Origin of the sequence: Mesorhizobium sp. SP-1A (assembly GCF_032460275.1) — a bacterium.
In the GTDB taxonomy this organism is placed as follows: domain Bacteria; phylum Pseudomonadota; class Alphaproteobacteria; order Rhizobiales; family Rhizobiaceae; genus Mesorhizobium.
In genome coordinates, this window is sequence record NZ_JAVXZD010000005.1 from 78,024 (window position 1) to 99,696 (window position 21,673).

At 62.7% G+C, this 21,673-nt stretch carries 22 protein-coding genes; 12 read left to right on the plus strand and 10 right to left on the minus strand.

All coding sequences use genetic code 11. The features are described from left to right. The first annotated feature begins 135 nt into the window (after positions 1–135). The 4 genes from dapD to QU595_RS21875 all read left to right on the plus strand — a co-directional run bounded on the left by dapD (position 136) and on the right by QU595_RS21875 (position 3,265). The gene (gene dapD / locus QU595_RS21860; RefSeq protein ID WP_315925879.1) at positions 136–990 is read left to right on the plus strand and encodes a 2,3,4,5-tetrahydropyridine-2,6-dicarboxylate N-succinyltransferase; all 855 of its coding nucleotides are present in this window, start codon (positions 136–138) and stop codon (positions 988–990) included. Between the two features lie 34 nt (positions 991–1,024). Continuing rightward, entirely contained in the window at positions 1,025–1,402 is a 378-nt protein-coding gene (locus tag QU595_RS21865) for a DUF805 domain-containing protein (protein ID WP_315925881.1), read from the plus strand. Between the two features lie 77 nt (positions 1,403–1,479). Next, entirely contained in the window at positions 1,480–2,667 is a 1,188-nt protein-coding gene (gene dapE, locus QU595_RS21870) for a succinyl-diaminopimelate desuccinylase (RefSeq protein WP_315925883.1), read from the plus strand. 4 nt (positions 2,668–2,671) lie between these two features. After that, the gene (locus QU595_RS21875) at positions 2,672–3,265 is read left to right on the plus strand and encodes a transporter (protein ID WP_315925885.1); all 594 of its coding nucleotides are present in this window, start codon (positions 2,672–2,674) and stop codon (positions 3,263–3,265) included. A gap of 4 nt (positions 3,266–3,269) precedes the next feature. Here QU595_RS21875 and truA read toward each other — a convergent pair whose 3' ends face one another. From truA to def, 4 genes are all read right to left on the minus strand, one after another. After that, entirely contained in the window at positions 3,270–4,022 is a 753-nt protein-coding gene (gene truA, locus QU595_RS21880; RefSeq protein WP_315925887.1) for a tRNA pseudouridine(38-40) synthase TruA, read from the minus strand. Between the two features lie 17 nt (positions 4,023–4,039). Continuing rightward, entirely contained in the window at positions 4,040–4,549 is a 510-nt protein-coding gene (locus tag QU595_RS21885; RefSeq protein WP_315925889.1) for an N-acetyltransferase, read from the minus strand. Next, positions 4,546–5,481: a methionyl-tRNA formyltransferase gene (gene fmt, locus QU595_RS21890; protein WP_315925891.1), complete on the minus strand. Its 936-nt coding sequence runs from the start codon at positions 5,479–5,481 to the stop codon at positions 4,546–4,548. Before fmt ends, QU595_RS21885 begins: the two co-directional genes overlap by 4 nt. Before the next feature lie 114 nt (positions 5,482–5,595). Next, positions 5,596–6,129 (minus strand): peptide deformylase, encoded by a 534-nt coding sequence (gene def / locus QU595_RS21895; protein WP_315925892.1) that lies wholly within the window; start codon positions 6,127–6,129, stop codon positions 5,596–5,598. A gap of 103 nt (positions 6,130–6,232) precedes the next feature. On the opposite strand from def, the gene QU595_RS21900 reads away from it, so the two are divergent. Next, entirely contained in the window at positions 6,233–7,486 is a 1,254-nt protein-coding gene (locus QU595_RS21900; RefSeq protein ID WP_315925894.1) for a DNA recombination protein RmuC, read from the plus strand. Between the two features lie 32 nt (positions 7,487–7,518). Here the strand turns inward: QU595_RS21900 and dnaQ are convergent, their stop codons facing one another. The 5 genes from dnaQ to QU595_RS21925 all read right to left on the minus strand — a co-directional run bounded on the left by dnaQ (position 7,519) and on the right by QU595_RS21925 (position 11,310). Beyond that, entirely contained in the window at positions 7,519–8,223 is a 705-nt protein-coding gene (gene dnaQ / locus QU595_RS21905) for a DNA polymerase III subunit epsilon (protein WP_315925896.1), read from the minus strand. 50 nt (positions 8,224–8,273) lie between these two features. Then, positions 8,274–8,894: a dephospho-CoA kinase gene (gene coaE / locus QU595_RS21910; protein WP_315925899.1), complete on the minus strand. Its 621-nt coding sequence runs from the start codon at positions 8,892–8,894 to the stop codon at positions 8,274–8,276. Then, positions 8,891–9,733 (minus strand): shikimate dehydrogenase, encoded by an 843-nt coding sequence (locus QU595_RS21915; RefSeq protein WP_315925901.1) that lies wholly within the window; start codon positions 9,731–9,733, stop codon positions 8,891–8,893. The genes coaE and QU595_RS21915 overlap by 4 nt, the downstream gene beginning before the upstream one ends. After that, positions 9,726–10,325, minus strand: a complete 600-nt coding sequence (locus QU595_RS21920; RefSeq protein WP_315925903.1) for a Maf-like protein — start codon at positions 10,323–10,325, stop codon at positions 9,726–9,728. The genes QU595_RS21915 and QU595_RS21920 overlap by 8 nt, the downstream gene beginning before the upstream one ends. A gap of 163 nt (positions 10,326–10,488) precedes the next feature. Then, positions 10,489–11,310 carry a pyruvate, water dikinase regulatory protein gene (locus QU595_RS21925; protein WP_315925905.1) on the minus strand — a complete coding sequence of 274 codons (822 nt, stop codon included), beginning with the start codon at positions 11,308–11,310 and terminating at the stop codon, positions 10,489–10,491. A gap of 401 nt (positions 11,311–11,711) precedes the next feature. Here QU595_RS21925 and hemE point away from each other — a divergent pair, with 401 nt between their 5' ends. The 3 genes from hemE to rho all read left to right on the plus strand — a co-directional run bounded on the left by hemE (position 11,712) and on the right by rho (position 14,714). Next, entirely contained in the window at positions 11,712–12,746 is a 1,035-nt protein-coding gene (gene hemE, locus QU595_RS21930) for a uroporphyrinogen decarboxylase (protein ID WP_315925907.1), read from the plus strand. After that, a complete protein-coding gene (hemJ, locus tag QU595_RS21935) occupies positions 12,743–13,279 on the plus strand; it encodes a protoporphyrinogen oxidase HemJ (protein WP_315925909.1) in 537 nt (178 codons plus the stop codon). Before hemE ends, hemJ begins: the two co-directional genes overlap by 4 nt. 169 nt (positions 13,280–13,448) lie before the next feature. Beyond that, complete coding sequence (gene rho / locus QU595_RS21940; RefSeq protein WP_315925911.1) at positions 13,449–14,714, plus strand: transcription termination factor Rho; 1,266 nt, start codon at positions 13,449–13,451, stop codon at positions 14,712–14,714. Positions 14,715–14,783: 69 nt separating this feature from the next. Here the strand turns inward: rho and QU595_RS21945 are convergent, their stop codons facing one another. Next, entirely contained in the window at positions 14,784–16,793 is a 2,010-nt protein-coding gene (locus QU595_RS21945) for a thioredoxin domain-containing protein (RefSeq protein ID WP_315926473.1), read from the minus strand. A 78-nt stretch (positions 16,794–16,871) separates the two neighbouring features. Here QU595_RS21945 and mnmE point away from each other — a divergent pair, with 78 nt between their 5' ends. From mnmE to QU595_RS21965, 4 genes are all read left to right on the plus strand, one after another. After that, entirely contained in the window at positions 16,872–18,191 is a 1,320-nt protein-coding gene (mnmE, locus tag QU595_RS21950; protein WP_315925913.1) for a tRNA uridine-5-carboxymethylaminomethyl(34) synthesis GTPase MnmE, read from the plus strand. Between the two features lie 138 nt (positions 18,192–18,329). After that, positions 18,330–20,204, plus strand: coding sequence for a tRNA uridine-5-carboxymethylaminomethyl(34) synthesis enzyme MnmG (mnmG, locus tag QU595_RS21955; RefSeq protein WP_315925915.1), 1,875 nt, complete (start codon positions 18,330–18,332; stop codon positions 20,202–20,204). Next, entirely contained in the window at positions 20,201–20,833 is a 633-nt protein-coding gene (gene rsmG / locus QU595_RS21960) for a 16S rRNA (guanine(527)-N(7))-methyltransferase RsmG (protein ID WP_315925917.1), read from the plus strand. Before mnmG ends, rsmG begins: the two co-directional genes overlap by 4 nt. 39 nt (positions 20,834–20,872) lie before the next feature. After that, the gene (locus QU595_RS21965; protein WP_315925919.1) at positions 20,873–21,661 is read left to right on the plus strand and encodes a ParA family protein; all 789 of its coding nucleotides are present in this window, start codon (positions 20,873–20,875) and stop codon (positions 21,659–21,661) included. The last annotated feature ends 12 nt before the right edge of the window (positions 21,662–21,673 follow it).

Consider the following 21,673-nt stretch of genomic DNA (forward strand, 5'->3'; position numbering starts at 1 on the left):
CAGAAATCCCCAATGCCTGTTTCGCGCCGTCCCGTGCGCAACCGCGATTGACCCCCACCATGGCTTCAAATAGGGTCCGCGCGGCCTTCAAACAGGTTAAAAGCCGCACCTTAACAGTATGGTAATGGAGCAGACATGCCGAAGCCCGATCTCACGAGCCTCGAGAAGACGATCGAGAAGGCGTTCGAGGAGCGCGAGAGCGTTTCCACCGCAACACGCGGAGAGGTGAGGGACGCGGTGCAGTCCGCCCTTGATCTGCTCGACAAGGGCGAGGCCCGCGTCGCCGAGCGGAAATCCGACGGGGCATGGCACGTCAACCAATGGCTGAAGAAGGCGGTGCTGCTGTCCTTCCGGCTCAATCCGATGGAGATCATCAAGGGCGGCCCCGGGCAGGCGGTCTGGTGGGACAAGGTGCCCTCGAAGTTCGAGGGCTGGGGCGCGGTGGATTTCGAGAAGGCCGGCTTCCGCGCGGTTCCGTCGGCCGTCGTGCGCCGTTCCGCCTATGTCGCGCCAGGCGCGGTGCTGATGCCGTCCTTCGTCAATGTCGGCGCCTATGTCGATTCGGGCACCATGGTGGACACCTGGGCATCGGTGGGCTCCTGCGCCCAGATCGGCAAGAACGTCCACCTGTCGGGCGGCGTCGGCATCGGCGGCGTGCTGGAGCCGATGCAGGCCGGCCCCACCATCATCGAGGACAATTGCTTCATCGGCGCACGCTCCGAGGTGGTCGAGGGCTGCATCGTGCGCGAAGGTTCGGTGCTGGGCATGGGTGTCTTCATCGGCCAGTCGACCAAGATCATCGATCGCGCCACGGGCGAGGTTTTCTACGGCGAAGTGCCGGCGAATTCGGTCGTCGTGGCCGGTTCCATGCCGGGCAAGCCGCTGCCGAACGGCGAGCCCGGCCCGTCGCTCTATTGCGCCGTGATCGTGAAGCGCGTGGACGAAAAGACCCGCTCCAAGACCTCGATCAACGAACTGCTCAGGGACTGAGATCCCGGGCATCCGGCATAGGGATGGAAAGGCCTTGAGCCAACAGCAACCGTCGCAACTGGTCTGGCTTTTCTTCAGGTCGTCGGGGCGGCTCAGCCGCGCCGCCTATTTCTTGGGCGGGCTGCTGGTCGCCATCGTGCAGGCCTTCCCCCTCTACCGCTTCACGCTGGTGCCGGAAGGCACGCCGGAAAGCGAGACATGGGCCATGGTGTTCTTCCTGGCCTTCGTCGCCTCGCTGTGGTCCAACATCGCGCTGGCGATCAAGCGGCTGCACGATCTCGGCCGGCCGGGGATGATGGCGCTCGTCCTGTTCGTGCCGGTGATCTCGATCATCGCTTTCCTGGCGCTGTGCCTGTTCCCGGGCGATCCGGGCCCGAACCGCTACGGCGCGCGCACCAACGCACCGGGATAAATCGCCAACCTGGCACTGGTCGTCTGCCCGCGGCGCGCCGCGTGACAGGCGTAGCGCTTTCGACTATCGCTTTGCCCATGAAACTGCCCATCGACCCTGCCGAGAACCTTGCCACCCTGATCCGCTGCCCGTCCGTGACACCGGCGGAAGGCGGTGCTTTGTCGGCCTTGGAGGCGATGCTGAAACCGCTCGGCTTCGCGGTGGAACGCCCCGTCTTTTCGGAGGACGGCACGCCGGACATTGAAAATCTCTACGCGCGCCGCTCAGGCAACGGGCCACACCTGATGTTTGCGGGTCACACCGATGTCGTGCCGGTGGGCGACGAGACGGCATGGACCCATCCGCCCTTCTCGGCGGCGATCGCGAGCGGCGAAATGTATGGCCGCGGCGCCGTCGACATGAAGGGCGGCATCGCCTGCTTCATCGCCGCGCTGGCGCGCCATATTGCGCAGAAGGGCGGTCCGAAGGGATCGGTCTCGCTGCTGATCACCGGCGACGAGGAAGGACCGGCGATCAACGGCACCGGCAAGCTGCTCGAATGGGCGGCGGAGCGCGGCGAGAAATGGGACGCTTCCATCGTAGGGGAGCCGACCAACCCCGACAGGCTGGGCGACATGATCAAGATCGGCCGCCGCGGCTCGATCTCGGGGCTGGTGACGGTCAACGGCAGGCAAGGCCATGCCGCCTACCCGCATCTGGCCGACAATCCGGTGCGCGGGCTGATGGCCCTGATCGACGCGCTGCTCCATCCGGTGTTCGACAAGGGCACGAAGGACTTCCAGCCGACCAATCTGGAGGTCACTTCCGTCGATGTCGGCAATCCCGCCACCAATGTCATTCCGGCCAAGGCGACCGCCGCCTTCAACATCCGCTTCAACGACAGCTGGACGGCGGAAACCCTGCAGGCGGAGATCCACAACCGGCTGGACACGGCTGCGCGCCGGAAGAAGTACCGGCAGGGCCGCCGCGAGCCGGTCGATTTCGAGCTGACATGGCGCGACAGGCCGAGCCACGTGTTCCTGACCCGCGACGAAAAGCTGATCGAGACGCTGAGCGGATCGGTCGAGGCGGTGACGGGGCGCCGGCCGGCACTTTCGACCTCCGGCGGCACGTCTGACGCGCGCTTCATCAAGGATTACTGCCCGGTGGTCGAATTCGGCCTGGTGGGCCAGACCATGCATATGGTGGATGAGCGCGTGGCACTGGCCGACCTTGAGACTCTGACCCAAATCTATCTTCGCTTCATCGAGGACTGGTTCGGTTAGACCCATGCTTTCGGCGGAAGAAACGCAAGCCTCGCTGGCGGGCGCCTGGCGGCTGATGTTCGGCAAGGCCGACGGCTTCAGGCTGCTCGACCTGTCGGCCGACGGTTTCTGGAATTCCTTCTTCGCCATGGCGGTGGCCGCGCCGGCGCTGGTGGTCGGCTGGGTCGGCATCGCCGACGAGATCGGCGACGCCGACGCCGTGGCCGGGCGTTTCGGCCTCGTGCTTCGGCTGGCGGCCGTCGATCTCGGCTCGTGGGTGCTGCCGCTGATCGTGCTCGCACTGGTGGCGTCCCGCATCGGCATAGGCGGCCGTTTCGTCCATTATGTCGTGGCTTCGAACTGGACCTCGGCGATCATCGCCTGGCTGATGCTGCCGGCGGCGCTGGTCCGGCTTTTCGTATCGGCAGGCAGTCAGGTGGCAGCGGTTGTTTCGCTGCTCCTGTTCCTGGTGTCTATGGTGTTGACCTGGCGCATGACCAATGCCGCCATCGGCCGGGGCGCCGCGGTCGGCACCGCCGTGTTCGTGGGCATGTTCGTGGTGTCGCTGGCTGTGCTGCTCTTCCTGCAGTCCATGCTCGGGGTGACCGTTCCCGAGTGACGCCTCAGGCCGGCGGATAGTCGACGCCGACCAGGAAAAGCCCGTCCGGCGGCGCCACCTGCCCGCATGCCGCGCGGTCCCTGGCTTCCAATGCCGCCTTCAGGTCAGCCGCGGTCCACGCCCCCTCGCCCACCCGTTTCAGCGAGCCGACCATCGAGCGCACCTGATTGTGCAGGAAGGAGCGCGCCGAAGCGCGGATTTCGATGGTGTCGCCGCTGCGCGTGACATCGAGACGGTCGAGTGTTCTGAGCGGACTGTTGGCCTGGCACTGCGCGGAGCGGAAAGTGGTGAAATCGTGCCTGCCCAGCAACGCCTTGGCCGCCTCGTGCATGGCTTCGGCGTCCAGCTTCTTCGGCACCCACCAGACCTGGCCCTTGTCCAGCGCCGCCGGCGCGCGGCGGTTGGCGATGCGGTAGAGGTAGTGGCGCGCCAGCGCCGAGAACCGCGCCTCGAAATCATCGGCCGCGCGAGACGCCTTCAGGATGGCGATGCGCTCGCCGGCCTGCTGCAGATGCGCGTTGACGGCATCGCGCACCGTATCGGAAAGCCATTCCTTCGAAAGATCCACATGCGCCGTCTGCGCGGTTGCGTGGACGCCGGCATCGGTGCGGCCGGCGCCATGCAGCGTCACGCGCTCGCCGCAGAATTTCCCGATCGCCTGCTCGATCGCCTCCTGCACCGAAGGACGGTCGGCCTGCCGCTGCCACCCGGCATAGGGCCCGCCGTCATATTCGATGTCGAGGCGAAAGCGCGGCATGCTCCGTTCGCGCCGGATCAGGCAGCAAGTTCGGTCGAGAAGGCGGACGCATAGACCAGGCGGCCGCTGGCGGGAGCTTCGCCCCAGGCAAGCGCCTGCAGCGCCTCGCACTGGTAGTCGCTGTCGAAACCGGCCGCGCGTTCGCGGCTGTAGCCGAAGCGACCGTAATATGCCGGGTCGCCCAGAACCACTGAAAGCTTCTCGCCGGCATCCCTCAGGCGGATATGCGCCTCGCGCACCAGCGCGCCGCCGATGCCGGTGCCATGGAAATTGGGCTCGACCGCGAGCGGCGCCAGCGCCACTGCCGGAAACTCCTGGCCGTTGCGTTCGACGTACAGGCGGGAGAACAGGATGTGACCCACCACCTGTCCGTCTTCCACCGCGACCAATTCGACCACCGCATCGCCCTGCGAAACCAGAGCATCGACCAGCCCGGCCTCGGTGTGCTGGCCGAAGGCGTGTTCCTCGACGAGGCGGATCGCCTCACGGTCGCGCGGCGTGGCCGCGCGGATCGACATCATGCTCATGACAGTTTCATTCCTTTTTCGATCTTGGCTCCGCGCAGGAAATCCTGTGCGGCGGCGGGCCTGGCGCCCGCCCGTTGCACTTCGACCAGCCTGACCGCGCCCCTTCCGCAGGCGACGGTCAGCCGATCGTCGAGGATTCCTCCCGGCACGCCCGCGCCCTCGCAGAGGGTCGAACGCAACAGCTTCAATCTTTCCAGGCGTCCGCCAAGGGGCGCCTCGCACCATGCACCCGGAAAGGGCGAAAGGCCGCGTATCAGGTTGTGGACCTCGCCGGCCGGGCGGGTCCAGTCCACGCGCGCCTCCGATTTGTCGATCTTGGCGGCATAAGTCACCCCCTCGGCCGCTTGCGGCGTATAAGCCAGACTTCCGCTTTCCAGCCGTGAAAGGGCTTCGGTCATCAGTTCGGCGCATGATGCCATCAGACGGTCGTGCAGGTCGCCGGCGGTCATATCGGCTTCGATGGCCAGCTTTTCAACCAGCGCCACCGGTCCGGTGTCCAGGCCTTCCTCCATTCTCATCACCATCATGCCGGTCTCGGCATCGCCGGCCATAATCGCGCGCTGGATGGGTGCGGCACCGCGCCAGCGCGGCAAAAGCGAGGCGTGGCCGTTGAGGCAGCCGAGACGGGGAGCGTCGAGGACCGGCTTCGGCAGAATGAGCCCATAGGCCACGACAACCGCTACGTCCGCATCCAGCGAGCGGAACGCCTGCCGATCCGAATCATCCTTGAGCGTCAAAGGCGTGCGAACTTCCACCCCGAGGCGTTCGGCCTCGCGCTGCACCGGCGAAGGCGTCAGTTCCAGCCCGCGCCGGCCGCCGGCGCGCGGCGGCTGAGTGTAGACGGCGACGATCTCGTGCCCGGCCTCGGCCAGCGCGCGCAGGGTCGGCACGGAGAATTCCGGCGTACCCATGAAGACGACGCGAAGCGGCATTTTGGTCCGTGGCTCGGTTTTTCGGTCCGGTTTTGTAAGGCGCGCGGTCTTCCGCTTCAAACGGATTCGCGAATTTCACCCAGAATCCGCGGGCCAGTGGCAAATGTGCCGGCCTTAGCCCACCAGCCGGCTCGGCGCCGGACGGTCCTTTGCCAGCTTGCGGAACTTGCGCATCACCATGTCGCGCTTGAGTTTGGAGATATGGTCGATGAACAGAACGCCGTTGAGATGGTCGATCTCGTGCTGGAGACAGGTCGCCATCAGTCCTTCGGCCTTGATCTCCTGTTCCTTGCCGCTGCGGTCCAGATATCTGGCCCGCACCGAGGCCGGGCGCTCCACCTCTGCGTAGTAGTCCGGGATCGACAGGCAACCCTCCTCATAGGTCGAGCGCTGTCCGGAGCTTTCGAGGATCTCGGGATTGACGAAGACATGCGGCGCCGGCTCCTCGCCTTCCTTGGCGAGGTCGATCACCAGCAGCCGGATCGGCTCGCCGATCTGGATGGCGGCAAGACCTATTCCCGGCGCGTCATACATGGTTTCCAGCATGTCGTCGGCAAGCTTGCGCAGCGCGTCGTCGACGCGTTCCACCGGCTTTGACACCTGGCGCAGGACCGGATCGGGCAGGATGATGAGCGGCTTGATGGACATGCCGCCTCACCTAAGACTTTGCCGGAAAAGCGTCAACCGGTGCGATATCCACATGTTCACGTTTTGATCTATGCTGTCGCGGCGAATCGTCTATGGTGTCGCCATGAACGATTCCGCCAGCCCCCTGTCCGAACCCGTACTCCGTCTCGGCGCCAGCGTCTTCACGCTCGGGCAATCGCTGGCTGCCTGCGGTGTGGTCCTTCTGGTTCTTCTCGGCGGGCTTGCCTATGCGTTGTGGCGCTCGGCGCAGGCGCGCGCACTGGCGGCAACGGAGGCCGTCGAACGCACCCGCGAGGCCGAGGCCCGCATGGCCGGCATCCTGCAGGCCCAGGCCGAGATGAAGGGCTCGATGGGCGCGCTGGCCGAGGTGTTCGGCGCAAGGCAGGCCGAGTTGACGCAATCGCTCGGGCAGCGCCTCGACGCCATGACCGGCCGCATCGGCCAGTCGATGACCGAACAGGCGCGCTCGACGCACGAAAGCTTGGCCAAGCTGCAGGAACGCCTCGCCGTCATCGATACCGCGCAGGGGAACATCCAGTCGCTGGCGGGGCAGGTGGTGCAATTGCAGGCGATCCTCTCCAACAAGCAGACGCGCGGCGCATTCGGCCAATCGCGCATGGAGGCGATCGTCGCCGATGGGCTGCCGCACGGCGCCTATGCGTTCCAGGCAACGCTATCGAACGGCAGCCGGCCGGATTGCATCGTCAAGATGCCCAACGGCGCGCCTGACCTGGTCATCGACGCCAAATTCCCGCTGGAAGCCTGGAACGCCATCCGCGCCGCCGAGAGCCCGGACCTGCAGAAGGTGGCGTCACAATCGTTCCGCCGCGATGTCGAGGTCCATATCCGCGACATTTCCGAAAAATACCTGATCCAGGGCGAGACGCAGGACACGGCCTTCATGTTCGTGCCGTCGGAATCGGTCTTTGCCGAAATCCACGAGAATTTCGAGGCGCTGGTGCAGCGTGCCCATCGGGCCCGCGTCGTCATCGTCTCGCCATCTCTGCTGATGCTGTCGATCCAGGTGGTTCAGGCCATCCTCAAGGACGCGCGCATGCGAGAGCAGGCACACCTGATCCAGGGCGAGGTGGTGCGGCTGATGGAAGATGTCGGACGTCTCGACGAGCGGGTGCGCAAGTTGCAGGCGCATTTCGGGCAGGCCTCGAAGGACATTGACGACATACTCGTCTCCTCCTCCAAGGTGACCAGGCGCGGCCAGAAGATCGAGGCGCTGGAATTCGGCGAGCATGCCGGCGAGGCAGAGGCCGAAACGGCCACGCACGCGGCGGCAAGCAAGCGCACGGCGGATTCCAAGACCGGCCAGCTCAGGCTGCGCGTGGTCGAAGACGACAATTGAGGCTTTTAAGCCCCGGACGATCGTCCGTTCGTTCAGCTTTGGTCGAGGCGCGCCCAAAGCGCCTTCTCGCCAAGCGATTCGACCATCTTCGCATGTGCCGCACGCTCGACTTCCGTCAGCCGCGCCGGCAAGGGCGAAGGCCGTGCCGAGACGACGATCTCCGCCACGGCAATATTTTCGCCATCCGCCGCCGGCAGCGCGATGCTGTCGAGGATCAGCGCAGCCTGTTTGCCGCCGATCAGTTCGATGTAGACTTCGGCCAGAAGCTCGGAATCGAGCAAGGCGCCATGCTTGGTCCGGCGGCCGTTGTCGATGCCGTAGCGGCGGCAAAGCGCATCCAGCGAATTCGGGCCCATCGGGTGCTTGCGCCGCGCCAATGCGAGCGTGTCCACGACGCGCTCGGGGCTAACCGGCGGATGGCCAAGGCGGGCGAATTCGGCGTTGATGAAGCCTATGTCGAAACCGGCATTATGGGCGACCAGCTTGGCTCCGTCGATGAAAGTCAGAAATTCTTCCGCGAGATCGCCGAATACGGGTTTGCCGACGAGATCGTCCGCACCGATGCCATGGACGGCCTGCGCCTCGACATTGATCGCGCGACCCTGCGGATTGATATAGTGATGGAACGTCCGCCCGGTCGCGAAGCGATTGACCAGCTCGATGCAGCCGAGCTCGATGATCCGGTCCTCGCGGGCATCCAGACCTGTGGTTTCCGTGTCGAATATGATCTCGCGCATCGATTCGCTCCGTTCGGCCAAAATGGCTTTCCCCGGAACACCATGCAAGCTCAGCGGGCTGGATTGTCGCGATTGTCCCCGGTCCGGGCGCTGTTCAGCGCCTCTTGCATGACGACTGCGACCGCCGCGCGCGTCTGCTCGAAGCTGTGGCCGGTGTCGATGACGAAATCCGCCTGCCTCCGCTTTTCCGCGTCCGGCACCTGACGGGACAGTATCTGCTCGAATTTCTCGGCCGTCATGCCGGGCCTTGCCAATACGCGCTGGCGCTGGATGTCGGCCGCGGCGCTGACGACCACCACTTTGTCCACCCGGTCGCGGCCGCCGGTCTCGAACAGAAGCGGGATGTCGAGCACCGCCAGCGGAGCGCCTGAAGCGCGATGCCTTTCAAGGAAATCATCGGCATCGGCGCGGACGAGCGGGTGGATGATCTGTTCCAGCCTCTTCAATGCCGCCGGGTCGCCAAGAACGCGCTGGCCAAGTTTCGCCCGATCGACCATGCCGTCGACCGTGGTTCCCGGAAAAGCGGCTTCCACGAGAGGAGCGGCCTTGCCGGCATAGAGACGGTGCACCGCCTCGTCGGAATCGTGCACCGGCACGCCGGCCTCGGCGAACATGCGTGCTGTCGCCGACTTGCCCATGCCGATCGAGCCGGTGAGGCCCAGGACGATCACGTGCCCCCACCCAGATCGGCCACGATGATGGCCCGCAATTCCGGGGTGACCTGGGGGCGGCGGCCGAACCAGCGCTGGAAACCCGGCACCGCCTGATGCAGCAGCATGCCGAGCCCATCCACGGTCTTCAGTCCGCGTGCCCTGGCCGCGGCGAGCAGCGGCGTTTCCAGCGGCACATAGACGATATCCGTGACGACGGCATGATCGGGCATGACCGAAGGATCGACCGGGATTTCCGAATTGCCATGCATGCCGAGCGACGTGGTGTTGATGAGGAGGCCGCATTCCGGCAAGAACTCCGGCGCTGCCGCCAGCGGGTGGGCCGAAATGCCGGGACCGAACCGGTGCGCCAGTTCCTCGGCGCGTTCCAGCGTGCGATTCACCACCCGAATCTCACTGATGCCACGCTGCTGGCAGGCATGGATCACGGCCCGCGCGGCACCACCGGCGCCCAGAACCAGGGCCGGGCCATTCGCAGCCCAGCCGGGCGCATGCTGATCCAGATTGGCGGCAAAGCCATGGGCGTCGGTATTGCCGCCGACCAGCCTGCCGCCCTCGAACCAAAGCGTATTGACCGCACCGATGGCTTCCGCCGCCTTGTCGCGCAGTTCTGCCAGAGCAAACGCCGCTTGCTTGTGCGGAATGGTGACATTGCCGCCGGCAAAGCCGTTGCGCGCCAAGTCCTTCACGAAGACCGCGAAGTCGGCGGGTGCGACGTCCACTGCCTCGTAGCTGCCGGCGATACCAAGCTGAGCCAGCCAGTAGCCGTGGATTTTAGGCGAACGCGAATGGGCGATCGGATGGCCGACGACGAAAGCCCTCCTGGCAGTTTCAGCCATCTATAGCTCCAAGCTTGCGCAATTCCGCGAGGACCGGCAGCAGCGGCACGCCGACAATGGTGAAGTAATCGCCTTCGATCCGCTCGAAAAGCTGTATGCCCACGCCTTCGATCTGGTATCCGCCGACGCTCTGCAGCGCCTTGGCGCCCGCGCGCGCCATGTAGCGGCCGATAAAAGCCGGATCGAGCTTGCGCATGGTGAGATTGGCGATGCCGACATGACGCCACAGGACGACGCCGTCGCGCGCCAGAACGACCCCGCTGTTCAACTGATGCGTCCGGCCCGCCAAGGCCAGCAGATGGCGACGCGCGGCTTCCATGTCGGCCGGCTTGTGGAACAGTTCGTCGCCCAGAGACAAGGTCTGGTCGCAACCCAGCACCAACGCTCCCGGCCGGCGTTCGCTGACATCCACGGCCTTGGCTTCCGCCAGGATCTGGGCGACATCCTCCGGCGAGGTGCCGGTATCTTTCAGCGGCGCCTCCAGCGCGCGCTCGTCCACCTCGGCCGGAACCGCCTCGATATCGAGACCGGCATTGACCAGCAAGGCTTTGCGGAAAGGGCTAGCCGAAGCAAGAATGAGCTTTTCGGTCATGGCTGGCTATACTCCTGTCAGGGTTCGACTGTCGCGGGGCGACCAACACAAAACCAGTTATTCCGCGTTTCGGTTGCGCTCCGTATGATTTCCCTCAAGGACCCCCTGCCCGTCTGGCGAATTGCCACCCTTTTTGCCGCCGAACTGCCGCGATGGCCATGCTCTATCGCGTCCGGTTGCGCAGGGCAACGATGGCCGCGGCCGTCTCCTCGATCGAACGGCGGCTGACATCGATCATCGGCCAATTGTGACGCGTGCAGATCTGGCGCGCATAAGCCAGTTCCTCGGAAATGGCGGCACGGTCGACATAGTCGGCTGAATCGTAGCCCGTCGTGTTGCCGAGTATGCGGTTCTGGCGCACCTGCGAAATGCGCTCGGCCGTCGCGACCAGCCCGACGATCAGAGGCTTTTCCGCGACGATCAGGCTTTCGGGCATGGGCACGCCCAGCACGATCGGGATGTTCGCCGTCTTGATGCCGCGGTTGGCCAGGTAAATGCTGGTCGGCGTCTTCGAGGTGCGGGAAATGCCGATCAGCACGATATCGGCTTCGTCCATGTCCGTGGGGAGCTGCCCGTCATCATGCTCCATGGTGAAGTTAAGCGCGTCGATGCGGCGGAAATACTCGGCGTCGAGCACGTGCTGGGCCCCTACCCTTCGGCCGGCCGGCGCGCCCAGATAGGATTGGAACACGGTCAGCACCGGCTCCAGCACCGACACGCAAGGCAGGCTCATGGCAGCGCAGCTTTCATCGATGCGGCGCGCCAACGTCTGGTCCACCACGGTGTACAGGACGATGCCCGGCTCCTCCTCGATGTCCTCGAACACCTTCATGAGCTGCTTCTCGGTGCGAATCAGCGGGTAGATATGCTCGATCGCCCGCGCATCCTTGTATTGCGCGGAAGCCGCGCGCCCCGCGGCCAGCAGGGTTTCGCCGGTCGCATCGGAAATGAGATGCAGGTGGAAGAAGCTTTGAGGTTTGTTCACGGGATTCTTCGTCGCCTGTGGGCCGGTGTGGACAAGCCGGGACAATTTCGCAGCCCGGCGGGAAGCGACTGTATCAGATGCCGGGTTGTCCACAATTGAGGGTGCTGTAGAAGTTTTCCAGCCACTGGGGACAAGATCGGGAGCAACGGAGGATCATCCGCTTTCATCCACAGGTCAGGACAGGAATGGAGACAACCAAGCGGCTGAAATCATTCGCAGTCCTGGAACCGTCCCCAAATTCGTCCAGCCGGGAGAGCAATAAACGCGACACTATGGCGACTGGCTTTCGCTCGCCCGAAGATGGACAGATCGGCATTCCCGATTCAAACAGAGTCATAGAAATAGAAGACTCTTTCTAAATTCCTATTTGATTTAAGAGATCGGACTTCAAAGGCGAGGCCATGGCCGGGAAACGGATCGTTCTGGATGTGCTGCGTGGCGAGACGGTTTTCCCGCCGCCGCTATGGATGATGCGGCAAGCCGGCCGCTACCTGCCGGAATACCGGGAAACGCGTAAACGCGCCGGAACGTTTCTCGACCTGTGCTACAATCCCGAATACGCGGTCGAGGTCACCCTGCAGCCGATCGAGCGCTTCGGCTTCGATGCCTCGATCCTGTTCTCCGACATCCTCGTCGTGCCGCATGCGCTGGGTCGCGCCCTCGCTTTCGAGGAGGGACGCGGGCCGGTGCTCACTCCCATCACCGCGGCTGAAATCAACGATCTCGGCACCGACGCGTTTCACGTGAATCTGGCTCCGGTCTATGAGACGGTCCGCACATTGCGCAAAAAGCTGCCGGATGAGACGACCCTGATCGGTTTTTGCGGCGCGCCCTGGACGGTGGCGACCTATATGATCGCGGGGCATGGCACGCCCGACCAGGCGCCGGCCAGGCTGTTCGCCTATCGCGAGCCGGCGGCCTTCGCCCGTCTGCTCAAGATACTGGCCGATCAGTCCGCCGCCTATCTGGTCAGGCAGATCGAGGCCGGCGCGGATGCCGTGCAGATTTTCGATTCCTGGTCCGGCGTGCTGGACGAAGCCTGCTTCGAAGCATTCTGTATTCAACCCGTCGCCGAAATCGTGAGGCAGGTGAAGGCAGCCTATCCGAACGTGCCGGTGATCGGCTTTCCCAAGGGCGCGGGATTCAACTACGAGCGCTATCGCGAAAGGACCGGCGTGCAGGGTCTGGGCCTGGACTGGACGGTGCCGCTGAGCGCGGCGCGCGAACTGCAGCGCGGCGGTGCCGTGCAGGGCAATCTCGACCCGCTCCGGCTGGTGGCCGGCGGCAAGGCATTGTCGGACGGCGTGAAGTCCATTCTCGACACGCTTGGACAAGGACCGCTCGTCTTCAATCTCGGCCATGGCATCACGCCGGAAACGTCGGTCCCGCACGTCGAGGCCATGGTGAAGCTGGTAAGAAGCGGAGGACACGGATGAGCGCCACACAAACCCAGGGCAGTGGAAAGACGGCTCTGATGCGGGCCGTCGTGGCGGTCGTGGTTCTGCTGGCGCTGATGGCGTTGCTGTTCGGGCTGGCCACGGACGGCTTCTATTTATGGGCGAAGTCCATCCATGTGATTGCGGTCATCTCCTGGATGGCGGGGATGCTCTATCTGCCGCGCCTGTTCGTCTACCACGTGGATGCAGAGAAAGGCTCCGTGCAATCGGAGACCTTCAAGGTGATGGAGCGGCGGCTTTTGCGCGGCATCATCAATCCGGCGATGATCGTGACCTGGGCATTCGGTCTATGGCTGGCCTGGAAGGGTTTCGCCTTTCAGGGCGGCTGGCTGCACGCCAAGATCGCTTTGGTGCTGCTGATGTCCGGCATGCATGGCTACCTCTCCGCCGCGGTGAGAAAATTTGCCGAGGATCGTAACGAAAAGCCTGCAAGGCACTGGCGAATCGTCAACGAGGTTCCCACATTATTGATGATCGTTATCGTCGTGCTGGTGATCGTGAAGCCGTTCTGAGGACTTAGGAAACGGCAAAAGGCTGCTTGCTCTTTGTCGGGAGCGAAGATAAAAGACGGGTCTTCCTTCCCGTCATGCGCCGCCGTCACAAGAATATAATCCGGCCGCGCCCGGCATTCGTCGCATACCGCCGATACCCTTCTCCCCACGCGGATCTCAGAGTCTATCCATGCAGGAAATGAAGCTCCAGGAATTCAAGAACAAGAAGCCGACCGACCTGATCGCCTTCGCCGAGTCGCTCGAGGTCGAGAACGCCAGCGTCATGCGCAAGCAGGAGTTGATGTTCGCCATCCTGAAGAAGCTTGCCGCGCAGGACGTGGAGATTATCGGCGACGGCGTGGTGGAAGTGTTGCAGGACGGTTTCGGCTTCCTGCGCTCGGCCAATGCGAATTACCTGCCGGGGCCGGACGACATCTATATTTCGCCCTCGCAGATTCGCCGCTTCTCCCTGAAGACCGGCGATACGGTGGAAGGACCGATCCGCAGCCCCAAGGAAGGCGAGCGCTATTTCGCCCTGCTCAAGGTCAACACCATCAATTTCGATGATCCGGAGAAGATCCGGCACAAGATCCATTTCGATAATTTGACGCCGCTCTATCCGACCGAGCGGTTGAAGATGGAGATCGACAATCCCACCAGCAAGGACATCTCGCCACGCGTGATAGACCTGGTGGCGCCGATCGGCAAAGGGCAGCGCGCTTTGATCAACGCGCAGCCGCGAACCGGTAAAACGGTTCTTATGCAGAACATCGCTCACTCGATCACCGCCAATCATCCCGAATGCTATCTGATCGTGCTTCTGATCGACGAGCGTCCGGAAGAGGTGACCGACATGCAGCGCTCCGTGAAGGGCGAGGTGATCTCCTCGACCTTCGACGAGCCGGCCGCGCGCCACGTGCAGGTCGCCGAAATGGTGATCGAGAAGGCCAAGCGCCTGGTTGAGCATGGCCGCGACGTCGTTATCCTGCTCGATTCGATCACCCGTCTCGGCCGTGCCTACAACACGGTCGTCCCGTCCTCCGGCAAGGTGCTGACCGGCGGCGTCGACGCCAACGCCTTGCAGCGCCCGAAGCGTTTCTTCGGCGCGGCTCGCAACATCGAGGAAGGTGGCTCCCTGACGATCATCGCAACCGCGCTGATAGATACCGGCAGCCGCATGGACGAGGTGATCTTCGAGGAGTTCAAGGGCACCGGCAACTGCGAGATCCAGCTCGACCGGAAGGTCGCCGACAAGCGCATCTATCCGGCCATGGATATCCTCAAGTCCGGAACCCGCAAGGAAGACCTACTGGTTCCGCGCGCCGACCTGCAGAAGATCTTCGTTCTTCGCCGCATCCTTGCGCCGATGGGTACGACCGACGCGATCGAATTCCTGATCGACAAGCTGAAGCAGACCAAGACCAATGCCGACTTCTTCGATTCGATGAATACCTGACCGGTTTTCAATCTTGTCGTGAGATTCGGGAAGCCAGGCCTAATACCTGGATGAGGCGCAGGATGCGCCTCATTGTTTTTGACGCAGTCTGTTTTCCAGTTCGGCGGCGTCGGTGATCACCGGGAGACAGATTTGCCCGGTGCACAGATAAGCGCCCGGCCGGTCGAAGCGAGGCATCGCACCTCCCGGTAGAGCGGGTCCTTTTTCTGTCCCGAGCGGCATGATGATGTCGACCCTGCGCGGATCAGGATTTCGATTCGCTACCGGAATGAGACTTGGTTTGGTGACATCATCGATCATGACGAGCTTCATCGCTTCAAGAGCGATGGCGCAGGCATTGACGATGCCTGCCTGGCCGTATGGCTGGTGCTGGGCACGGCCTGCAGCATGTTCCGCAACCTGCAATGCCCGTTGATCGTTTTCGCCGGTGAGGATCGCGAACCGCGAGAAGGCTTCGACGATCTGGGCGGTCGCGGACGGGATCGCCTCGTCGACGTCGCCACGGATGCGAATGGGAACATCTGTCGCGTCCGACGCCGTGAGGTAGTGACTTTCTCCTGCCTGATCGAGGTGCCAATGTTCCAACTGTTTGAGAAAGTGGCGGGCTTTGGCGACATAATCGTCCCTGCCGGTTGCCTCATGGAGCGAAATGGCAGCATTGGCTAGGGCGGCATAGTCGCTGGACAAGGCGGGAAAGAGTTTCTTGTCGCCCAGCATGGAGTGGGCCAGACGACCCTCCATGCCCGCTGAGTCTAAAAGGCGGAACGCTGTCTCGGCTGCTTCGATCCAGTCGCGGCGATCGAAAGTCCGGCCGCATTCGGCCAATGCTGCAATGGCCAGCCCGTTCCAATCCGACAATATCTTCGTATCACGGCCCGGCCGCACGCGGATGGCGCGCGCAGCAAGCAGTTTTGCCTTGAGTTCCTTCGCCTCGGCCTGCTCCGCCATTTCCGCCGCCTGTTGGGCGGTCGACTGGCGGATGACGGGCTTGCCTTCCCAAGCTGCGGGGCGGTCGAGCGAAAAATAGCGATGGAAGACGGCCGCATCCTCGCCCAGCGCGTCCTCCACCTCCTGCTCGGTCCATGTATAGAACAGCCCCTCCTCGCCTTCGCTGTCTGCGTCCAGACTGGCCGCAAAGCCTCCGCTATCGAGACGCATTTCGCGCAGCATCCAGGCGGCGGTTTCTTCGATTCGGATCCGGAACAACTCGTTATCCGTCTCGGAGAAGGCCCAGTTGCACAAGCGCAGGAGCTGCGCGTTGTCGTACAGCATCTTTTCAAAGTGCGGGATGGTCCATTCCGCGTCGGTGGAATAGCGGCTCAGACCGCCTCCGATATGGTCATAAATGCCGCCGGCGAGCATCCGCTCCAGGCTATGCAACACCGAATCGCGATGGGCGATGTTTCGATCCCTCAACCAGGACAGCCAAAGCGTCTGCATGAATGGCGCATTGGGAAACTTGGGCGCTCCGCGCAACCCTCCCTGATCCTTGTCGATCATGCCCTCGATGCCTTCGGCAAGGGCGGTGAGCATCGATCTGTCGAGGGTAGCCTTGGGCCGGCAACCGGCCAGTCGAGCTTCGACATGGGCGCTGAGCCCTCCGGCGCTATGGTTAAGACTTTCCTTCTTTTCGCGCCACGCCTTGTCCACCGCCTCCAGAACCTGGACGAAACCCGGTCGCCCGTAGCGCGCCTGCGGCGGAAAATAGGTCCCGCCCCAGAACGGCTTTCCTTCCGGCGTCAGGAACATGGTGAGCGGCCAGCCGCCCTGTTCGCCCATAGCCGCCAGCGCCGCCATATAGATCTGGTCGATGTCTGGCCGCTCTTCGCGATCGACCTTGATATTCACGAACAGACGGTTCATGACGGCCGCGATATCAGGGTTCTCGAAGCTTTCATGGGCCATGACGTGGCACCAGTGACAGGCGGCGTAACCGACGGACAACAAAATGGGCCGGTCAAGCGCCTCCGCTTCCTGGAGCGCCGCCGGAGACCACGGGCGCCAATGAACCGGGTTCGCGGCATGTTGCTGCAGGTATGGGCTGGCTTCGTTGCCGAGCAGGTTCGCATCGGCAGGCATGCCCTTGGTTGAAACAGTCACGGCATTGATCCTACTGGAATTGAGATAAAGGCTAGGGCGCTTTCTGCGAGCGGGCAAATGGATTTCCGGGAAACTATCGTGGCTTTGTCCAGCGGCCGGCTGCCGGCCGGCGTGGCTGTCGTCCGCGCAAGTGGTCCAAAAACTCGATTCGTGATCGAAACGATTTCCGGAAAACCCGGGCTACCGCGACGAGCGGTGCTTCGGTCGTTGAAACTCGCTGACGGATCGATCCTCGACCGCGGCTTGGTGATATTTTTTCCGGCCCCGGACAGTTTTACCGGTGAAGACGTCGCTGAATTCCATGTCCATGGCGGTCGGGCGGTGGTGAGTGCCCTCTTGCGAAGGCTGACAGAGTTTGACGGCGTCCGTAACGCGGATGCCGGAGAGTTCACGCGCCGCGCATTCCTGAACGGCAAGCTCGACCTGGTGAAAACGGAGGCGCTCGCAGACCTGATCAATGCCGAAACCGAGGCACAACGCCGTTTTGCTGCAAGGAACGCTGACGGCGCCCAGTCCGAACTCTATGAGCTTTGGCGCCGGCGCCTGATCCGAGCCCGGGCGATGCTCGAAGCGGATATTGATTTCGCCGACGAGGACGATGTGCCGGGCTCTGTCGCCGATCTGGCGTGGCAGGACATGGCGCAATTATCTCGCGAGATCGAACGCCATCTGAACGGCTTTCATGCCGCGGAAATTATCCGGGACGGCTTCGATGTGGTGATTCTCGGGGCGCCGAACGCAGGCAAGTCGAGCCTGTTCAATGCGCTGGCGAGGCGGGACGCGGCTATCGTCAGCGATGAGCCGGGCACCACGCGGGATCTGCTCGAGCTATCGCTCGATCTCGAAGGCTTGAAGGTGAACATAACCGACACCGCCGGTTTGCGGGATGCAGCCGGCAAAGTCGAATCGATCGGTATTGAGCGTGCGCGTAATCGCGCCAAACAGGCCGACCTGGTTCTTTTGCTGGAAGATATGTCGGCGAAGTCGGCGGCCTCGTCGGCTCCTCCTGACGTGCAATGTCTGAAGATCGGTACCAAACTGGATCTGGCCGGCGCCAGCCATCCGCAAGGCTATGATTTCCTGATATCATCTCAGACAGGCGAGGGCTTGCCTGAGTTGCTGAAGGAGATCGGCTCGAAGGCTTCCGCTATGGCAGAAAGGGCGGGGGATATTCTGCCGTCGCGCCTGCGCCATGTGGAGCTGCTGAACGAGAGCCACGCCTTGCTCAATCGAGCTTTGGCGTCGGACAAGACAGAGACGGAGCTTCGGGCCGAGGACCTGCGGCTTGTGTCGGAGCAGCTCGGACGCATTATCGGTGCGGTGGACGTCGAGGACCTGCTGGATGTTATTTTCTCCCAGTTTTGCATCGGCAAGTGACTCACGTGAAACCGGAGAGACCGCACCGGATGATTCACGTGAAACGGATGGGCTGATCGTTTCACGTGAAACATTTTTAGGCTGCTTGACAGCGGAGCCAGCAGGGAACATGCCAGGAGCGACACGCTGAGGATGAACATGAACAATATCTACGACGTCGTCGTCGTCGGCGGAGGGCATGCCGGGTGTGAAGCCGCTTCGGCGTCAGCTCGCGCCGGTGCGCGTACGGCCCTGGTGACACTTCGCTTCGATACGATCGGTGTTATGTCGTGCAACCCGGCAATTGGAGGGCTCGGCAAGGGCCATCTGGTGCGCGAGATTGATGCGATGGACGGCCTGATGGGTCGGGTCGCCGACGCGGCTGGAATCCAGTTCCGTTTGCTCAATCGCCGCAAGGGACCTGCGGTAAGAGGCCCCAGAACCCAGGCTGACCGGAAGCTCTATCGGCTGGCGATGCAAGCGGAGATCCGCAACCAGGAGAATTTGGAGGTCATCGAAGGTGAAGTTACCGGGCTGAATGTCAAGGATGGTCGCCTGACGGGATTGGAACTGGCTTCCGGAGAAACGATCCGCTGTGGCGCACTGGTGCTGACGACGGGGACATTCCTGAGAGGCCTGATCCATATCGGCCAGGACAAGATTCCTGCCGGGCGGATGAACGAACCTGCATCGCAGCGTCTTTCGCAGGCCATGAACGCCATCGGTTTTCAGCTTGGGCGGCTCAAGACCGGAACGCCGCCGCGGCTGGATGGGCGAACGATCGACTGGGCTTCGCTGGATCATCAGGCAGCCGACGACGTTCCGGTGCCGTTTTCACTGATGACCGATCGGATCGAGAATCCCCAGATCCGATGCGGGATCACACGCACCACACCGGCCACGCATGCGTTGATCCGCGCAAACCTCGGACGCTCTGCAATGTATTCCGGGTCCATAGAGGGCGTGGGGCCGCGCTATTGCCCGTCCATAGAGGACAAGATCGTCAAATTCGGCGAGCGGGAAGGGCATCAGATATTTCTGGAACCGGAAGGCCTCGACGATCACACCGTCTACCCGAACGGAATCTCGACCTCCCTGCCGAAGGATGTCCAGCTTGATATATTGAAGACAATTCAAGGGCTTGAGCGTGCCTCCATGTTGCAGCCCGGTTATGCGATAGAGTATGACCATATCGATCCGCGCGAGCTTTATCCGACATTGGAGACGCGGCGCTTGAAAGGTCTCTTCCTCGCCGGGCAGATCAACGGAACGACGGGTTACGAGGAAGCGGCGGCACAGGGGTTGGTCGCCGGGTTGAACGCAGCGCGCCGCGCGTCTGGTCAGGAGCAGGTGACGTTCAGCCGCACCGAGGCCTACATCGGCGTGATGATCGACGATTTGACGCATCGCGGCATCAGCGAGCCATATCGGATGTTTACATCTCGCGCAGAATTCCGGTTGTCGCTGCGCGCCGACAATGCCGACGAGCGATTGACGCCCAAGGGTATAGCGTTAGGTGTGGTTTCTGCCGAACGAGACGCTCGCTTCAATGCAATTCGGGCGAAGGTCGATCAAGCTCGGGATCTGGCTCGACGCGCTCTGGTCACGCCGAACGAGGCGGCGAAACACGGCCTCGATATCAATCGGGACGGCGTCCGCCGCTCGGCTTATGAACTGCTGTCCTATCCAGGCGTGGACGTCGCCTGGCTGACGCGTATCGACGCACAATTCGGGGCAATTGATGCGAGAACCGCCGAAGCCCTGGAGACAGAGGCCAAATATGCTGTTTACCTGGAACGCCAGAAAGCGGATGTCGAGCAGCTGCGATGGGAGGAGCGTCGATCCATTCCGGAGCAGCTGGATTTCGATTCGGTTTCCGGCCTGTCGAACGAGCTGAAGCAGAAGATGCGTGAGCGGCGACCTCGCAGTATCGCGGAGGCGCAACGCATGGAAGGTATGACGCCGGCTGCGCTGGCGATAATCGTTGCAACTGTACGCAATATGGAACCCAAGCAGCGCAGAGGCGCAGCGTGAGTGACGCTCGGTTCGAGGAACTTTGCCAGGCAGCCGGACCAGTTTCACGTGAAACATTCTCCCGGCTTTCGGCTTTCGAGGCGCATTTCCGCAAATGGAACCGAAGCATCAATCTTGTTGCAGACTCGACTGTTGCAGACAGTTGGGGTCGGCATATTCTGGACAGCGCGCAGCTGGCCGGGATCGAGCCCGAGGCGAGGCGATGGATCGATCTCGGTTCGGGCGGCGGATTTCCCGGCCTCGTCCTGGCTTTCCTGCTTGCGGATCGAAGCGGGTCCATCGATCTGGTGGAGAGCAATCGAAAAAAAGCCGGCTTCCTGCAGGCAACGGTGGGGCAGTTTGGTCTTCCTGCCCGCGTCTTTGCGCGCCGGATCGAGGATACGTATTCGCTGATCGAACGGCCTGACGTTGTCACGGCTCGGGCGCTGGCCTCTCTCGATATGCTTCTGGATCTCTCGTCGCCCTGGTTGATGGCCGGCGCACGCGGACTGTTCCACAAAGGGCGGGATTACGAGCGCGAGATCGAAGAAAGCGCTCACCGCTGGCAATTCGATCTGGTACAACACAAGAGCCTGGTCGACCCGAGTGGAGTCGTTCTCGAAATCAGCGGGTTGCGCAGGCGTGATTGAGCCAATGCCTGGTCATCGCAAGGGATATCAGCGGAAACCATGATCAAGAGCGGAGCGAGAATCATTACGGTCGCGAACCAGAAAGGAGGGGTGGGCAAGACCACCACCACCATCAATCTTGCCACTGCGTTGGCAGCGATCGGAGAGCGGGTGCTGATCGTCGATCTCGATCCCCAAGGCAATGCCAGTACGGGCCTCGGGATCGATCGGCGTGAACGCGGCGTCTCGTCTTACGACGTGTTGGCCGATGGGCTGGAGGTTGAGGCAGCCGCCATGCCGACAGCCGTTCCGGGCCTGTCGATCGTGCCTTCGACACTTGATCTGCTGGGCATCGAAATGGAGATCGCTGCGGCGCCGGATCGCGTTTTGCGGTTGAGAAACGCTCTCAACGAGACGTCCAATTTCAGCTATGTCCTCATTGATTGCCCGCCTTCTTTGAACCTGCTGACGCTGAACTCCATGGCCGCAGCGGATTCGGTGCTGGTCCCGCTGCAATGTGAGTTCTTTGCGCTGGAAGGTCTTTCACAATTGCTCGAGACGGTCGAGCAGGTGCGAGGCTCGATCAATCCGCAGCTGACGATACAGGGCATCGTGCTGACCATGTTCGACGGGCGCAACAACCTGGCCAATCAGGTGGTGCAGGATGTGCGGGCGCATATGGGCGACAAGGTCTACGAGACCGTCATTCCGCGCAATGTGCGGGTGTCGGAAGCGCCGTCTTACGGAAAGCCGGCGATTCTTTACGACCTCAAATGCACGGGCAGTCAGGCCTATCTGCAGCTTGCGTCCGAAGTGATCCGCCGCGAGCGCCAGCTGCGCGCCGCCTGATCGATCCGATAG

Coding starts and splice junctions, on each gene's coding strand:
- QU595_RS21875 (WP_315925885.1), top strand. CDS start 2,672: ATGCTTTCGGCGGAAGAAACGCAAGCCTCGCTGGCGGGCGCCTGGCGG.
- QU595_RS21965 (WP_315925919.1), top strand. CDS start 20,873: ATGATCAAGAGCGGAGCGAGAATCATTACGGTCGCGAACCAGAAAGGA.
- QU595_RS21920 (WP_315925903.1), bottom strand. CDS start 10,325: ATGACCGAAAAGCTCATTCTTGCTTCGGCTAGCCCTTTCCGCAAAGCC.
- def (WP_315925892.1), bottom strand. CDS start 6,129: ATGTCCATCAAGCCGCTCATCATCCTGCCCGATCCGGTCCTGCGCCAG.
- mnmG (WP_315925915.1), top strand. CDS start 18,330: ATGAACAATATCTACGACGTCGTCGTCGTCGGCGGAGGGCATGCCGGG.
- rho (WP_315925911.1), top strand. CDS start 13,449: ATGCAGGAAATGAAGCTCCAGGAATTCAAGAACAAGAAGCCGACCGAC.
- QU595_RS21885 (WP_315925889.1), bottom strand. CDS start 4,549: ATGAGCATGATGTCGATCCGCGCGGCCACGCCGCGCGACCGTGAGGCG.
- QU595_RS21900 (WP_315925894.1), top strand. CDS start 6,233: ATGAACGATTCCGCCAGCCCCCTGTCCGAACCCGTACTCCGTCTCGGC.
- QU595_RS21915 (WP_315925901.1), bottom strand. CDS start 9,733: ATGGCTGAAACTGCCAGGAGGGCTTTCGTCGTCGGCCATCCGATCGCC.
- fmt (WP_315925891.1), bottom strand. CDS start 5,481: ATGCCGCTTCGCGTCGTCTTCATGGGTACGCCGGAATTCTCCGTGCCG.
- hemE (WP_315925907.1), top strand. CDS start 11,712: ATGGCCGGGAAACGGATCGTTCTGGATGTGCTGCGTGGCGAGACGGTT.
- dapD (WP_315925879.1), top strand. CDS start 136: ATGCCGAAGCCCGATCTCACGAGCCTCGAGAAGACGATCGAGAAGGCG.
- mnmE (WP_315925913.1), top strand. CDS start 16,872: ATGGATTTCCGGGAAACTATCGTGGCTTTGTCCAGCGGCCGGCTGCCG.
- QU595_RS21945 (WP_315926473.1), bottom strand. CDS start 16,793: ATGCCTGCCGATGCGAACCTGCTCGGCAACGAAGCCAGCCCATACCTG.
- truA (WP_315925887.1), bottom strand. CDS start 4,022: ATGCCGCGCTTTCGCCTCGACATCGAATATGACGGCGGGCCCTATGCC.
- dapE (WP_315925883.1), top strand. CDS start 1,480: ATGAAACTGCCCATCGACCCTGCCGAGAACCTTGCCACCCTGATCCGC.
- dnaQ (WP_315925896.1), bottom strand. CDS start 8,223: ATGCGCGAGATCATATTCGACACGGAAACCACAGGTCTGGATGCCCGC.
- hemJ (WP_315925909.1), top strand. CDS start 12,743: ATGAGCGCCACACAAACCCAGGGCAGTGGAAAGACGGCTCTGATGCGG.